Raw genomic sequence first — 14,478 nt, 5'->3', positions numbered from 1 at the left:
CGCTGCGGCACTTTAGCAACGATACTAAAACCTGAGGTTCACGATAAATGGATCAGCACAGGAGAGATTCGATGTTAAAAGTCAAAGAGCTTATGGATTCACAGGTAGCCCGTTTGCCAGCGAATGCACCGCTGACCACAGCAGTCGATACGATTCTCGACAGTGGCTATTTAGGCTTGCCGGTCATTGATGAGGCGCAGCAACTGGTTGGCTTCTTATCGGAGCAAGATTGTTTACGGGCGCTTGTGTCCGATAGCTATCACTGTGATTCGCACTTAACGGTGCGCGATATTATGCGCGATAGTCCGCTATTTGTGTCTCCCGAACTATCTGTTTTGGAGTTGGCACAGATGCTTGGCAAAGATCGTCCGAAGTTGTTTCCCGTCGTTGAAGAGGAGCGCTTGCTGGGGATGATTAGTCGCACTCAGGTGATGCGTGCCCTGAATGATCAGCTAAAAAGCTGCGGCGCCGTTTAAGTGCCGCAGCATACTTTCTGTACTTAGCGCAGAGAGATGTGCGGCCAGCCGTGTTTAGCGGCTGTGGCTGCGAGTGTTGGATCTGCATCGACCGCTACAGGGTTGTTGACCAGCTCTAGTAGCGGTAAGTCGTTGCGTGAGTCGCTGTAAAAGTAGCTGCCCTCAAGGGAATGATCATTGCTTGCAAGCCAGCTGTGTAGGCGGGTCACTTTGCCCTCTTGGAAGCAGGGCGTACCAGACACGTTGCCGGTATATCGACCATCGACCATTTCAGGGTCGGTAGCGAGAATTTCGTCTACGCCCAGCATATTTGCAATCGGTTCGGTGACAAAGCGGTTGGTGGCCGTGATGATCAGTAGGTAGTCACCTTGCTCGCGGTGTTTTTGTAACAGCGCGCGTGCTTTATCGGTGATCATCGGAGTCACCTTTTGCTCGAGAAACTGCTCGCGCAGCGCGAATAGTCGGTCTGGTTCGATCTCTTTAAGCGGCTTGAGTGCGAACGCGAGAAATTCGCCAATATCTAATGAGCCCGCTTGGTAGCGTTCATAAAAGTAATCGTTGGCCTGACGATAGGCGCCGGTATCAACAATGTTCTGCTCACACAGGAACTCCCCCCACGCGTGGTCACTATCACCGTTCAACAAAGTGTTGTCTAAATCAAAAATCGCCAAGCTCACGTTTTACTCTCCATTTTGCTTCGTTGGCTAGCATAGAGGGATGTGCTGAGCCTTTCAATTTTTGAGAAAAAATAACAAGTTGGCAGGCTATTTGCGGATGACGTGAAGTGTGGAACAATAGGATGAAATAGTTTTAGGGTTTTTATTGTGATTGATTCAGACGGGTTTAGACCGAATGTCGGTATCATTCTGGCAAACTCGATGGGTCAAGTGCTTTGGGCAAGAAGAATCGGGCAGAACGCTTGGCAGTTTCCGCAAGGGGGGATCAACCCCGATGAGACACCAGAACAGGCGATGTACCGAGAGCTTAAAGAGGAGATTGGCCTAACCGCCAACGATGTCGAAGTTGTTGCTGTAACACGAGGCTGGCTCCGTTATCGCTTGCCTAAACGCATGATCCGCAAGCATTCGCACCCGGTATGTATCGGGCAAAAGCAGAAATGGTATCTGTTGCGTATGTTGAGCCAAGATGATGCTGTTTCAATAGATCAGACAGATTCGCCCGAGTTCGATGGCTGGCGCTGGGTTAGTTACTGGTACCCGTTAGGTCAGGTCGTATCGTTCAAGCGCGAGGTGTACCGCAAGGCGATGAAGGAGTTATCGCCCAAGTTATCCAGAGTGGTGACATAGCGCGTAGTAAGGTGACTTGCTACTAACAATAATAAAAGGGCTGAGTCGATGCTGGAGTTGCTAAGGAAAATTGTTCAAGAAGTTAGCGCAGCATCTAATGTAGAAGCTGCGCTAAAGCTTATTGTGCGCCGCATTCAACGCGGCATGAACACCGAAGTGTGTTCGATCTTTCTGCTCGATGAAAGCACCGAGCGCTTTGTGTTGCGCGCCACTCAGGGGCTTAATCGTAAAGCGGTGGGTCGGGCGTCGCTTGCAACCTCTGAGGGCATTGTTGGCTTGGTGGCGAAAAGAGCTGAGCCAATCAACCTAGAGGATGCTGAATCCCACCCCGCATTCTGTTATCTCAAGGATTCTGGCGAAGAGCGTTTCCATTCGTTTCTGGGTGTGCCGATTATCCATCATCGTGAGGTTTTGGGCGTGCTGGTGGTGCAGCAACAGGAGTGCCGGCGCTTCGATGAGAGTGAAGAGGCCTTTTTGGTTACCATCTCGGCGCAATTGGCAGCGGTGATAGTACATGCTGAAGCGTCGGGTGCGATGGTCGAATCACCTGAATCGGGCCACAAAACGATCGACCGCCGCTTCGAAGGCGTGCCCGGTGCACCCGGCGTTGCGATTGGCCAAGTGGTGGTGGTTTCTCCGCAGGCGAACTTAGACGCGGTGCCCAATAAGCGGATCACTGATGTTGATACTGAGGTGGCCTTTTTCGAGAATGCCTTAGAGCGGGTACGTAGTGATATTCGCCGTGTTAGCGCCAAGTTATCGCGGCGTTTGCGTCATGATGAGCAAGCGCTTTTCGATGTCTATCTCAAGATGCTAGAAGATAACGCACTGGCGGGCGAAGTGGTTGGACGCATTCGTGATGGGAACTGGGCGCAAGGTGCGCTGAGTAGCGTGATCAGCGAGAATGCTCAGCAATTTGCCATGATGGAAGACCCCTATTTGCGTGAGCGTGCATCGGATGTGCGTGATCTTGGCCGCCGAGTGTTAGCTTATCTTCAAGAGGGTGATGGCCCGCGCACGATTGAGCTGCCTGATAATGCTATTTTGGTTGCCGATGAGTTGTCGCCAGCGATTTTAGGCGAAGTTCCTCAGGATAAACTTGCCGGGTTGATCTCGGTGAAAGGGTCTGGCAATAGTCATGCTGCCATCTTGGCGCGTTCTATGGGTATCCCAACAATTATGGGGATTGTGGATCTGCCGTACCGACACCTTCATGAGCGGCAGGTGATCCTTGATGGCTTTGCCGGCCGCTTGTATGTAGACCCATCGGAAGAGCTTGTAAGCGCCTATCAGGATATCGTTAAAGAGCAGCAAGAGGTTGCAGCAGGGCTGGCTCAGTTGAAAGAGCTTCCCGCAGTGACCACTGATGGTGAGCGGGTGCCCTTGTGGGTGAACACGGGTTTATTGGCTGATGTTGAGCGCTCGCTGGAGCGTGGTGCTGAGGGGATTGGGCTGTATCGTACTGAGATACCGTTTATGGTGCGTGATTTCTTTCCCAGTGAGCAAGAGCAGCTCGAGATCTACCGCCGCCAATTAGAGGCATTTGCGCCGCGTCCAGTTACCATGCGTACCTTGGATATTGGGGGGGATAAGGCACTTCCTTACTTCCCGATCGAAGAGGAGAATCCATTTCTCGGATGGCGTGGGATTCGTGTCACGCTAGACCACCCCGAAATCTTTCTAGTTCAGATTCGTGCCATGCTGCGAGCCAACGAGGGTCTGGGGAATTTGCGCATCATGCTGCCGATGGTCACCAGCGTGCAGGAGGTGGACGAGGCGAAGCGGATGCTCGAACGTGCAATTACCGAGCTACGCGAGGAGGGCCACCAGATTGATCCACCTGAAGTGGGTGTGATGATTGAGGTGCCAGCAGCGGTGTATCAGGTGAAGCGGTTTGCTAAGCGGGTCGATTTTATCTCGGTGGGCTCAAACGATTTGGCCCAGTACATCCTAGCCGTCGATCGCAACAATCCTCGTGTTGCCAATCTCTACATGGCCTATCATCCGGCCGTGTTGCGGGCACTTGAACACATTGCACGTGAGGCGCAGCAGGAGAGCGTTCAGCTATCGATTTGTGGCGAAATGGCTGCTGATCCGGGCGGCGCCATGCTGTTGATGGCGATGGGTTACGATGTGCTCTCGATGAATGCTACCAACTTACCGCGTGTTAAATCGATTATTCGTTCCATTTCTATGCAGCAAGCGCGCGAGTTACTCGAAACCGTGTTGCAGATGGATGATGCTGAGAAAATTCAGCAATTGATCTCACAAACATTAAAACAGCTGGGTTTGAGTCGTTTATCGCAGCCCCAATTACCCGACTGACGTTACCCTAGAGGTGGTAGTGCTAAGTTAAAGTGTTGTGTTTGCAGTAACCCCTCTGCTCCGAAGCTGCGCTCTTCTATTTCCGTGTGGCCACTCGCTGCTTGCTTGATAAGTGTCATCGCGCGGGTGCCGTAGGTGGGCAGTTGTATAAAGCAGGACGAAAGTTGGCGCTCCCACGTTTGGCTGATGCCGGTATTGGGTAGCTCTTCATCGGCTGCTTGTTGAGTGCTACTTAAGACCTGCTGCAGCGCTACGTGCGTGTTAGTTGCGAGTGCAGCTGCGAGTTTTTGTTTGGCTAACGTGAGCTTTGGCCACGGCGTGTCTAGCGCGGCATTACTTAAACCGTATAAACCGGGCGTAAGGCGCTTTGAAATACCGTCTTGATTTGACAGGTAATAAAGCCCGCTATGGTCACCAACAAGCAGATTAAAACCGCCGTATTGATGCGCTTCGTGCTCAAGGCGTTTGATATAGCTAGCTGCATCTTGTGTGCCGAGCAGAAAGTCGCGGGTTAGACGGCCTCGCGAGCGCAAGTTAGGTGCGGGCTTTTTGCCATCGCGAAAGTTTGTCACCGCCGTAAACTTGCCGTTTCGGCTTACGCCGAGCCATGTCCCGCCTTGCTCTAGATCTTTTCCGGCGATGATGCCAGTGGCCGGCCATTCGTGCATCGCTTGGGTAGGTCTGGCGTAGAACTCATCGCGATTGGCTGCCAAGACGAAGGGCAGTGGTTGGGTTGGCTGGTATGCAAGCACGATTAAGCACATAGAGCGGCTCTTCTGGTAAGATTGCGGGCCAATCACTTTATCATTTCAGCTTGGGAAAGAAACGGATGCTACTCACCTTAGCGTTGTATTTATTGCTGGGCGCCGCTGCGGGTGTCGTGGCGGGCTTATTTGGTATTGGCGGTGGCTTGCTGATTGTGCCGGTATTGGTCTTCAGTTTTGGGCTGCAGGGTATGTCCCCTGAGGTGTTGACACACGCCGCAGTTGCAACCTCTTTGGCTACCATTGTGGTGACCTCCATTAGCTCTGTGAAAGCTCACCATGCTCGAGGTGCAGTACGTTGGGATATGTTTAAACCCGTCGCGCTTGGTATCTTAGTTGGCGCGTTTCTTGGTGTTAATACCGCGGATAAGCTGCAAGGTGAGCACCTGCAAATAGCGATTGGTATCTTTGCTTTCTTGGTGGCGATACAGATGGCATTTGGTTTGAAGCCCAAAGCCGGTAGCGAAGAGCCACAGCGAAAAGAGCTCGGCATCGCAGGCAGTATCATCGGTTATGCATCCGCTATTTTTGGTATCGGTGGCGGCACACTGTCTGTGCCGTATCTCACTTGGCGTCGCGTGGAGATGCAAAAGGCGGTAGCAACGTCTGCGGCCTGTGGCTTACCTATCGCCTTGATGGGGGCCCTTACCAATATCTATGTCGGTTGGGATGAACCTTTACTGGCACCGTGGAGTCTGGGTTATATCTATCTGCCAGCGTTTGTCGGCATCATTATTACTAGCTCGTTTTGCGCAAAAATTGGTGCTAAGTGGGCGCATAGTTTACCAGCAGATCTCTTGAAGAAGATCTTTGCAGTGTTTCTATTGTTGGTTTCGCTGCGTTTCTTACTAGCCAATTTACTGTGAGGCAACAGCACAATGTGGGTGCATGATATTGATCCCATCGCTTTGGATTTAGGCTTCCTGCAAGTCCATTGGTACGGCGTAATGTACCTCGTTGCTTTTTTAGCAGCCTTTCTACTGGGTAGCCATCGTGCCAAACGCACGCCTGGTTGGGATACCGAGCAGGTTTCAGATCTGATTTTCTGGGGGGCTGCGGGGGTGATACTTGGTGGCCGCTTCGGCTATGTCTTATTCTATAACTTTGACCAGTTTTTGCAGGACCCGTTATGGTTGTTTGCAGTGTGGGAGGGCGGTATGTCTTTCCATGGTGGACTGCTAGGGGTGATCGTGGCGATCACGCTGTTTGGGCGCAAGCATGGCCGCGGTTTATTTGAGATGGGCGATTTTGTAGCGCCTCTTGTGCCGATTGGGTTAGGTGTTGGACGTTTAGGTAATTTTATCGGCGGTGAGCTGTGGGGTAGGACCTCGGATGTATCTTGGGCTGTTGTGTTCCCGCGTGCTGCCGATGGTATGGGGCGTCATCCATCTCAGCTTTACGAAGCGGTGCTTGAGGGGTTGGTGATGTTTCTGATCCTATGGTGGTACTCGAGTACACCTAAGCCGCGAATGGCTGTTTCAGGGCTGTTTTTGCTGCTGTACGGTGTTTTTCGCTCGTTCGTTGAACTGTATCGCGAGCCGGATAGCCACATTGGGTTTATTGCGTTTGGTTGGTTAACAAAGGGGCAGATACTGTCGCTGCCCATGATCGCTATTGGCGCGGCGCTTATGCTGTGGGCATATATGCGTCAGGCACGATTAGGTGAAGGTGTAAGATGAAACAATACTTAGCGCTTTGTCAGCGTATTATTGATTCGGGTGAGTGGGTCGAAAACAAACGTACCGGAAAGCGTTGCCTTACGGTTATTAATGCAGATCTTACTTACGATGTTGGTGCCAATGCATTTCCGCTCATCACAACCCGTAAGAGCTACTGGAAAGCTGCAATCGCTGAGTTGCTAGGGTATTTGCGTGGCTACGATAGTGCCGCACAGTTTCGAGCTATCGGCTGTAATACATGGAACGCGAATGCCAACGAGAACGAAGCATGGCTAAGCAACCCGCACCGTCAGGGTGAAGATGATATGGGGCGTGTTTATGGTGTGCAGGGCCGCCGCTGGCGGCGGCCTGACGGCAGTACGCTAGATCAGCTGCGTAAGATTGTGGACGATCTCTCTAAAGACGTTGATGACCGTGGTGAAATTCTCACTTTTTATAATCCGGGTGAGTTTGACATGGGCTGCTTGCGGCCTTGTATGCATACGCACACCTTTTCGCTACTCGGCGATACGTTGTATCTAACCTCTTCACAGCGCTCCTGTGATGTGCCATTAGGGCTGAACTTTAATCAAATACAGGTCTTTACGCTGTTAGCGCTGATCGCGCAAATCACTGGTCACAAGGCGGGGCAGGCGTACCATAAAATTGTTAATGCACACATCTACGAGGATCAGCTCGAGCTGATGCGGGATGTGCAGCTAAAGCGTGAACCGTTTGAACCACCTAGGCTTACGATTAACCCAGATATCAAAACGCTGGAAGATATCGAAACGTGGGTGACACTAGATGACTTTGAGGTTGAAGGTTATCAGTACCACGATCCAATCCAATATCCATTCTCTGTATAGTGATAAGCAGGCACCCAGAGTCACATAGCATGCACTGTATGTGACTCTGGATGTTTTAAGTGAGCAAGCGTTACTTCTACCAAGCTGTATATTTAAATCTAGGTTAACATTCCGGTTATATGCTCGATGACATATATATTTCCTGCTAGCATGAGTATTAAAACTGATGTGGCAATAAAATACCCTTTATAGCTTCTTATTCGGCTAGCTAACGCTCCAATTATCAATATACAAGGCACGCTCCAAACTTGAGAATATAAATACGTATTTAGCCCAAACAGTGAGTAAAGCGCGCCGAAGGTCATAATAGAAGCCAGCGAAGCAAGCAAAAGATTGTTCCATGGCTTCGTATTCCAAGTTACTAAAAATCCCCCAATAATGACTCCAATTGATATCAATGATAGAACTATTGAAATAGCCTCTGTGGGCTTTGTTAAGTAGGCTAGCTCTACTTTAATAGGGTCGTCATTTTTTATCGCTAGAATATTTTTCTTTGTATCAGGAATAGAGGGGATGAAGGTTCTTGTAACGATTTCGGGGAACCTAATAATATTGTTAATTTGGTTGTCGAAAGAAGGTGTGTACTTTTGAATAAAGGAAGTTGATGGCGAAGCGGTAGTGATTTTTTGGCTTGCGTCGCTGTTGATGTTTTTTAGCGTTGAAAATAATGACGAAAGCAATAATGTAGCGATTAAGATAATCGAGCTCCATTTAACTGCTTTCATTAAACTAAACCAGAATGGTTGGCCCTCTTTATCACGGTATAGAAACCAAATTAACCAGCCTATATAAATAATATTTGATGACGTTACACCGACTACAAAAATAGCCGAGCTTATGAACGATAAATAGGATGCTTTTGAGGGTTTGTATTTGACTAGTAACGCTGTGAATAGCGAGAGCGCTAAGCCAAAACTACTTATTCCATAGGTGCTAGGAGTTGAACCAAAGACAATAGAGCTAAATCCTAAAGCGCTAATGCTCGCAGCAATCAGTGCAACTGCTGGCTTTAGCTTTAATAAACGAAATGAGAAGTATATTAGAGCGGCTTTCATCGCTGTAAAGAGCGGAAGCAGAAAGAGAGTTAGTGTGCTTCGGAGTTTTTCTGGGTCTTCTATTAATCCAGTAAGATCCAATAGATAAGAAAGAGCACGTAATGGTATAGAGAAATAGTACCCTAGTAATGGGTGATTAAAGCCACCAGAGTTCCAGCCATGAGCTATAATCGCACTCGTTTGGTTTGGGTCACTATCAAATATAATATTATATTGAGAAAATATACCTAAGCTAGACCATTTTAAAGCGATTAGGTATTGTGCTAAAAATATAATTATAAATAGAGGTGCTACTATTAGCGCATCTCTTTTTTTTATGCTGGATGTCATAATAATACCTTAAGCATTTTCTACCTTGAAATAAGTAGAACACCGAAGACAATTAAAATGGTTCCAGCGATCTTGCTTAGAGTTAGAGGCTCATTCAAAAACCAGTATGCGAAGAGCATTGTGCCTATGAAGCCAAGGCCTACAAACGGGTACGCCTTGCTCACGTCCACCTTAGCTAGCACGCCAAGCCAAACGGCCGCGCTTGATACATAAGCGAAAAGTCCGCCCAATACGAAGAAGTTGGTCATTATGGAGATAACGCCAGCTGTTAAACTGCTGCTAAAAGACTGCTGGATTTCGGGGTTTGACATCCCATTCTTTAATAAAATCTGTGCGATTACTGATAGCGAAACACTAACGAGTATCAGGGTGATGGATAGTATGTTCATAGTATTTGAGCCGTAATTGCAATTAAACAGCAAAACCCTATTGTAATCAGGCTTCCTTTATCTTTGAGTGAGAAAACGATTGGGTCATCATGCATCTCTCCTCGATGAGTTTTTATCCACATCCGCATAAGCCAATAACAAAGTGCTGGAACTATCAACCAGAGAATATCGGGCTGATGGTATTGATTAGTTAGGACGTTATTATTTATATAGAAGCAAAACATTAGCAGCGCTAGCATTGCTGATGATGTGCCAAAGCTTTTTAAAACTGCATAGTCTTCAATATTATAGTCCCGGCCTTTAGCGAGCTGCTTGCCTTCTGCTTCCATAGATTTTATTTCTGAGCAGCGTTTTACCAGTGCTAGGCTTAAAAAAATGAAAATAGAAAAAGCTAACAACCAGAATGAAGTTGCTACATTTATGGCGGCTGCGCCTGCAAGAATCCTTATGGTGTATAGTAAAGCAAGAGTGACAACATCCATTCCTATATACTGCTTTACTTTAAAGGAGTAGAAGAGCGTCAGTGAAAGATAAGCGAAGAGTATTAAAGAGAACGCATAGCTGAGCGAAAGAGCAACGAGTATGGATGTTGAAAATAGGCTGGCTGCAACTAAGGCAGCGCTTTTGATGCTGATAAGGCCAGCGGCTAAAGGTCTATACTTCTTTCGTGCGTGGGATCTATCAGACTCTAAGTCGATAAGATCATTTAGAATGTATGTCGATGATGCGAGTAAGCTAAACGAGAAAAAAGCCGCAATTATGGTAAAGATGCTTTCTATTTCCGTGAAGCTTCCAGATACCAGCAATGGTACAAGAATAAGCAAGTTCTTTAGCCACTGATGTAGCCTAAGCTGCCTTGCCCATGTCTTTCCACTCGCTGTGCTGATGTCAAATGTTTGGTCTACGGGGGTGATTTTTGATTGCTTTATTGCACTAGCCGATGGATTAACAAGTATGCTTTCATGAGCCTCCTTGAAAATCTCAAAATCTATGAGATCATTTCCTGCATAGGAAAAAACTTCGGATATTTCCTTTATCTTTTTTAGTTTCTCTTTTCCTTTTAGGTTTGTTTTTTTGTCACTGCTAATATAGTCATGAAAAATATCGGTATTATCTACAATGCTTTTTGCGTAAATCTCATTTGATGCAGTTGCCAGGTATATTTTTCTACCCTTCTTTTTTTCTTGCTTTAAAAAAGAAAAGAATTCTTGGTTTAATGGTAGATTTTTGGTGTCTATTTTTGAGATTTTGGATAGTTGGTTTTTGAGGTTGGCTATTCCTTGAGTTAGCCAAAAAAAGCAGTTTAATATAATTAAAGGGTTCCTCTTGAAAGCCAATATAAAGCTTTCAAAGAGTAAATCGGTCTTTGTATAGGTTCCGTCCAGATCAACAAAAAGAGGAACATCATTAACTTTATTGTCTTCCATAACTACCAATTGGTTGTTAGCATTGTGAGCGCGTAAAGTACCATATAAAAGTAATAACAAAAAAGCTTTATCACCTTAAGGGTTGCGCTGTGCTTGATGCGCATAAATAGAGAAGCTTCTAGCGCGGTAAGTGGCTTTAATTTGGTACAGGTTTTTCGCCAGTTATCGCTGATTACGTAGTTCTCTTACCCCTTAATGAGGGTGCCCATCGTAAAGCGCTAAATTTAACCGCTCTGGTGGGTATCTTTTCATGATTCGCAACTAAGGTTCGCTCCTTCCCGCTGAACAAGCCTTGAATTAGGGTGTCAACGCGCCTGAAGATGTTAATATTCAGAACAAATAAGGGCGCTCCGGCAGCTTGCTAGCCCTAAGCGCTCCTTTGCTCCCTTTTTTGCAGAATATAGATGGACGGCACCATGAAACTTTCGATGATCGTAGCTCAAGCTCAAAACCGTGTTATTGGGCGTAACAATAAGTTGCCTTGGTATCTGCCAGGTGATTTGAAGTACTTCAAGCAGGTAACGATGGGTAAGCCGGTCATCATGGGGCGTAAAACGTTTGAATCTATTGGTAAGCCGTTACCTGGGCGCTTAAACATCATCATCACCCGCAATGCTGAGTATCAGCAGGAGGGTTGCCAAGTAGTGCAGAGCTTGGCGGCTGCGATAGAGCTGGCGGAAAGTCAGGCGCTAATTGATGGCACTGAAGAGGCGATGGTGATTGGAGGGGAGGAGATCTATCGCTTGGCGCTACCAGCGGCTGAGCGGCTCTATATTACGCAGGTTCATGCCGAAGTTGAGGGCGATGCATTTTTCCCAGCACTGGACATTGAACAGTGGGAGGAGTTGGGTCGAGAGGACTTTTCAGCGGAGGGGCCTAACCCTTACGACTACAGCTTCGTGGTGTACGAGCGCAAGGCGAAGCTATGATTGATGCGGCACTCCTAAACTGCTTGGCAGATGGCCAGTTTCATTCCGGTCAGGAAATTGGTAAGTCCCTTGGTATCAGCCGCAGTGCGGTATGGAAGCAAGTGAAGTACCTAGAAACACTGGGTGTGGAGGTCTACTCTGTTCGAGGGCGTGGCTATCGCATCCCCGGTGGTTTGGAGTTGCTCAATGAAGCTGCTGTGCAAGAGCACTTTTCGGGGCGGCTGTCGCAAGTGGTGTCCAAGCAGGTTATAGACTCCACCAATTTGATGGCATTGCGTGAGCTCAATCAACCAGATGCGCATCGCTCTCTCTATCTGGCTGAGTATCAAGAGTCAGGAAAAGGTCGTCGAGGGCGTCGTTGGGTAAGCCCATTTGCGAGCAATCTATACATGTCTCTAGTATGGCGTTTTCAGCAAGGCGTGGCGGCACTCGAGGGATTGAGCTTGGTGGTCGGGGTGGCGGTCGCAGAAGCACTGCAGGCGTATGGTTTAAGTGATGTGAAACTGAAGTGGCCCAACGACCTGCTGGTTGGTCAGTCAAAGCTGGGTGGTATCCTGTTGGAGATGCAAGGGGATGCATCAGGCGAGTGCCATGTTGTTATTGGTATTGGCTTAAATGTGTCGATGCATGAAAACGCGGCTACAGAAGTTGATCAGCCATGGACGAGCGTGGCTGGGGCCTTAAAGCGCCCAGTCTCGAGAAATGAGCTGCTTATTTCGATACTTGAGCGCTTAATTGATCGCCTAGAGGTCTTTTCTCAGCAAGGCTTTAGTGCGTTTAAGTCTCAGTGGGAGGCGTTGCACGCTTATCAGAATGAGGACATTACTTTGCACTTAGGCAGTAAGCAGATATCCGGACGATGCGTAGGTGTTGATGAGCATGGTGCGTTGCTTGTTGATCAGGGTGGAGAGGTTAAAACATACCACGCAGGTGAAGTGAGCGTTAGGTTGCATGGAACTGGACATTGATATCGGCAATAGTTTTCTGAAGTGGCGCTGCCGTGATGGTGCTGTCGTGGTGGCGCGTGGGCAAGTGGCAACGCAAAGTCTTGCGGGGTCGCTATTCTCGGAGCTATCGGGTTTTGCTTTAAACAAGGTGCGAATCGGTTCGGTTGCTAGCGCGGATGTTGATACGGAGGTGGCGCGCCAGTTAAAGGACGGCTTTGCTATAGAACCTGTTTTCGCGCGAACTCAGGCGCAAGGTGCGGGTGTCGTGAATAGCTATGCTGAGCCTGAGCGCATGGGAGTAGATCGTTGGCTGGCCATGGTTGCTGCATACCAAGTTTCTGGTGGTGCGTGTTGTGTTGTTGATTGTGGTAGTGCCATTACGGTTGATTGGGTATCTGCTCAGGGGGTGCACCAGGGTGGTTATATTATTCCAGGGCTTAATTTAATGCAGGATGCGCTCTTCAATCGTACCGCTAAGGTAAAGCGGCGCGACGCAGTTGTAACCGCTATCGAGCCTGGCATAAACACCGAGAGCGCAGTTCAAAATGGCGCTGCCTATGTTTTGTCTGCGTTAGCTGAGCGTGTTGCGCGTGAGTGTGAAGTAAATGAGGCGCGCCTTTTTATATGCGGTGGTGATGGTGCGCTCTTCGCCGAGCTTATTGAGCATGTGGAATGCTTGCAGCCAGACCTCGTGTTGGATGGGTTGCAGTGGGTGTGTGAGGGGTGAGGAAGTGGCTCGTCGCGTTTTTGCTGCTGAGTAATGCGTTGCTCTTCTTTGGGTTTGTCATGATCCAAGGCAGCTTTAAAGAGGATGGTGTTGACGAAACCCTACAAGGCGTGCCTTTGGTATTTGTTAAGGATGCGCAGGTGCAGTTGGTTTCTCGCGTGGATGTGGCCGATAGCCAACAACCGGATGTTGAGCGTGAAGTGGCGCGCAGCTGTTATATTTTGTCTGGCATTGCTAGTAAGCGTTCCGCAGATGAGGTATCGGACTTCCTTATTGAGCAGCGTTATCAGCCCCTGGTGACTACAGTGACTAGAGAAGGCTTAATGTACGATGTTGTCGTGAATAAGGGCTGGAAAGATCGCTTAGAGGAGGTGGCGGGTAAGCTGCTTCAAAGTGATATTCGGTTACGGTCGGTTGCACGCGATGGCGAACCTGTCCTACTGGCGGGTGAGTTTGATGACTTGCGCGACGCAGAGGCTTTGTTAGTGAAAGCAGGAGCACAAAAAAAGCATCTGGTAATTCAGCAAAGAAAGACGGATAAAGCCTTTTATAATGTGCGCTATGGTTTTGATGTTGGTGATAAATTAGTCAATAAAATCAATGCAGTGTTGCGGGATAGCTATAAAAACCTAAAAATTGAAAAAAAATTATGCAAAGGGGTTGCAGGCTAAAAAAATATCAGTAACATATGCGCCACTTCGTTAGACGCCGGCATAGCTCAGTTGGTAGAGCAACTGACTTGTAATCAGTAGGTCCCGAGTTCGACTCTTGGTGCCGGCACCACGAAGTATCATTGTTGGTGGGGTTCCCGAGTGGCCAAAGGGATCAGACTGTAAATCTGACGCGAAAGCTTCGGTGGTTCGAATCCACCCCCCACCACCATGACGCTGGGTTCGGCGGGTATGGTATAGTGGCTATTACCTCAGCCTTCCAAGCTGAAGAGGCGGGTTCGATTCCCGCTACCCGCTCCAGAGTTACACATCAAGCTCAAGTAGCTCAGGGGTAGAGCACACCCTTGGTAAGGGTGAGGTCGGCGGTTCAATTCCGCTCTTGAGCTCCAGATTTTCTTAAGGGTAGATATATTATTATGTCTGCCCTTTGTTGTATTTGTGGTTTAGTGATTCATTAAGCGACCAGTTTAGGAATAGCAGCGATGGCAAAAGCATCATTTGAACGTAATCTGCCGCACGTTAACGTAGGTACAATCGGCCACGTTGACCACGGCAAAACAACTTTGACAGCAGCTCTGACACGTGTATGTGCAGAAGTATTCGG

At 48.3% G+C, this 14,478-nt stretch carries 16 protein-coding genes and 4 tRNA genes; 15 read left to right on the top strand and 5 right to left on the bottom strand.

Annotation, left to right across the window (positions count from 1 at the left end):
- The first annotated feature begins 71 nt into the window (after positions 1-71).
- A complete protein-coding gene (locus E4L36_RS16140) occupies positions 72-476 on the top strand; it encodes a CBS domain-containing protein (RefSeq protein WP_127695061.1) in 405 nt (134 codons plus the stop codon).
- Positions 477-499: 23 nt separating this feature from the next.
- Here E4L36_RS16140 and E4L36_RS16135 read toward each other — a convergent pair whose 3' ends face one another.
- A complete protein-coding gene (locus tag E4L36_RS16135) occupies positions 500-1,153 on the bottom strand; it encodes an HAD family hydrolase (protein WP_136681452.1) in 654 nt (217 codons plus the stop codon).
- A gap of 147 nt (positions 1,154-1,300) precedes the next feature.
- On the opposite strand from E4L36_RS16135, the gene E4L36_RS16130 reads away from it, so the two are divergent.
- Together E4L36_RS16130 and ptsP are read left to right on the top strand one after the other, a co-directional pair.
- On the top strand, positions 1,301-1,783 hold the full coding sequence (locus E4L36_RS16130; RefSeq protein WP_127695063.1) for an RNA pyrophosphohydrolase: 483 nt from the start codon (positions 1,301-1,303) through the stop codon (positions 1,781-1,783).
- A 48-nt stretch (positions 1,784-1,831) separates the two neighbouring features.
- On the top strand, positions 1,832-4,108 hold the full coding sequence (gene ptsP, locus E4L36_RS16125; protein WP_136681451.1) for a phosphoenolpyruvate--protein phosphotransferase: 2,277 nt from the start codon (positions 1,832-1,834) through the stop codon (positions 4,106-4,108).
- 2 nt (positions 4,109-4,110) lie between these two features.
- Here ptsP and E4L36_RS16120 read toward each other — a convergent pair whose 3' ends face one another.
- On the bottom strand, positions 4,111-4,872 hold the full coding sequence (locus tag E4L36_RS16120) for an NRDE family protein (protein ID WP_136681450.1): 762 nt from the start codon (positions 4,870-4,872) through the stop codon (positions 4,111-4,113).
- A 65-nt stretch (positions 4,873-4,937) separates the two neighbouring features.
- On the opposite strand from E4L36_RS16120, the gene E4L36_RS16115 reads away from it, so the two are divergent.
- Genes E4L36_RS16115 through E4L36_RS16105 form a run of 3 tightly spaced genes read left to right on the top strand, consistent with a single transcriptional unit; the run spans position 4,938 to position 7,399 of the window.
- Positions 4,938-5,738, top strand: a complete 801-nt coding sequence (locus E4L36_RS16115; RefSeq protein ID WP_136681449.1) for a sulfite exporter TauE/SafE family protein — start codon at positions 4,938-4,940, stop codon at positions 5,736-5,738.
- A 12-nt stretch (positions 5,739-5,750) separates the two neighbouring features.
- Positions 5,751-6,551, top strand: coding sequence for a prolipoprotein diacylglyceryl transferase (gene lgt, locus E4L36_RS16110; RefSeq protein ID WP_136681448.1), 801 nt, complete (start codon positions 5,751-5,753; stop codon positions 6,549-6,551).
- Complete coding sequence (locus E4L36_RS16105) at positions 6,548-7,399, top strand: thymidylate synthase (protein WP_136681447.1); 852 nt, start codon at positions 6,548-6,550, stop codon at positions 7,397-7,399. The genes lgt and E4L36_RS16105 overlap by 4 nt, the downstream gene beginning before the upstream one ends.
- A 98-nt stretch (positions 7,400-7,497) precedes the next feature.
- On the opposite strand, the gene E4L36_RS16100 is transcribed toward E4L36_RS16105, so the two are convergent.
- The 3 genes from E4L36_RS16100 to E4L36_RS16090 are packed head-to-tail and all read right to left on the bottom strand — an operon-like array spanning position 7,498 to position 10,600.
- Complete coding sequence (locus E4L36_RS16100; RefSeq protein WP_136681446.1) at positions 7,498-8,784, bottom strand: hypothetical protein; 1,287 nt, start codon at positions 8,782-8,784, stop codon at positions 7,498-7,500.
- A 20-nt stretch (positions 8,785-8,804) separates the two neighbouring features.
- A complete protein-coding gene (locus tag E4L36_RS16095) occupies positions 8,805-9,173 on the bottom strand; it encodes an EamA family transporter (RefSeq protein ID WP_127695070.1) in 369 nt (122 codons plus the stop codon).
- Entirely contained in the window at positions 9,170-10,600 is a 1,431-nt protein-coding gene (locus E4L36_RS16090) for a UbiA family prenyltransferase (RefSeq protein WP_136681445.1), read from the bottom strand. Before E4L36_RS16090 ends, E4L36_RS16095 begins: the two co-directional genes overlap by 4 nt.
- A gap of 416 nt (positions 10,601-11,016) precedes the next feature.
- Here E4L36_RS16090 and E4L36_RS16085 point away from each other — a divergent pair, with 416 nt between their 5' ends.
- The 9 genes from E4L36_RS16085 to E4L36_RS16045 form a co-directional block, all read left to right on the top strand.
- The gene (locus E4L36_RS16085; RefSeq protein WP_136681444.1) at positions 11,017-11,529 is read left to right on the top strand and encodes a dihydrofolate reductase; all 513 of its coding nucleotides are present in this window, start codon (positions 11,017-11,019) and stop codon (positions 11,527-11,529) included.
- Positions 11,526-12,497 (top strand): bifunctional biotin--[acetyl-CoA-carboxylase] ligase/biotin operon repressor BirA, encoded by a 972-nt coding sequence (birA, locus tag E4L36_RS16080; RefSeq protein WP_136681443.1) that lies wholly within the window; start codon positions 11,526-11,528, stop codon positions 12,495-12,497. The genes E4L36_RS16085 and birA overlap by 4 nt, the downstream gene beginning before the upstream one ends.
- Positions 12,481-13,203, top strand: coding sequence for a type III pantothenate kinase (locus E4L36_RS16075; RefSeq protein WP_136681442.1), 723 nt, complete (start codon positions 12,481-12,483; stop codon positions 13,201-13,203). The genes birA and E4L36_RS16075 overlap by 17 nt, the downstream gene beginning before the upstream one ends.
- Positions 13,200-13,874 carry a hypothetical protein gene (locus tag E4L36_RS16070; protein WP_136681441.1) on the top strand — a complete coding sequence of 225 codons (675 nt, stop codon included), beginning with the start codon at positions 13,200-13,202 and terminating at the stop codon, positions 13,872-13,874. The genes E4L36_RS16075 and E4L36_RS16070 overlap by 4 nt, the downstream gene beginning before the upstream one ends.
- Before the next feature lie 36 nt (positions 13,875-13,910).
- Positions 13,911-13,986, top strand: a tRNA-Thr gene (locus tag E4L36_RS16065).
- Positions 13,987-14,001: 15 nt separating this feature from the next.
- A tRNA-Tyr gene (locus E4L36_RS16060) sits at positions 14,002-14,085 on the top strand.
- 14 nt (positions 14,086-14,099) lie between these two features.
- Positions 14,100-14,174: transfer RNA gene (locus E4L36_RS16055), tRNA-Gly, on the top strand.
- Between the two features lie 14 nt (positions 14,175-14,188).
- Positions 14,189-14,263: transfer RNA gene (locus tag E4L36_RS16050), tRNA-Thr, on the top strand.
- Positions 14,264-14,356: 93 nt separating this feature from the next.
- Positions 14,357-14,478: GTP-binding protein (locus E4L36_RS16045; protein WP_240770940.1), on the top strand; the 122-nt coding region annotated here is incomplete at its 3' end.

This window comes from Neptunomonas sp. XY-337 (assembly GCF_004959845.1).
Classification (GTDB): domain Bacteria; phylum Pseudomonadota; class Gammaproteobacteria; order Pseudomonadales; family Balneatricaceae; genus Neptunomonas; species Neptunomonas marina.
This window is presented reverse-complemented; position numbering and strand designations above follow the sequence as displayed.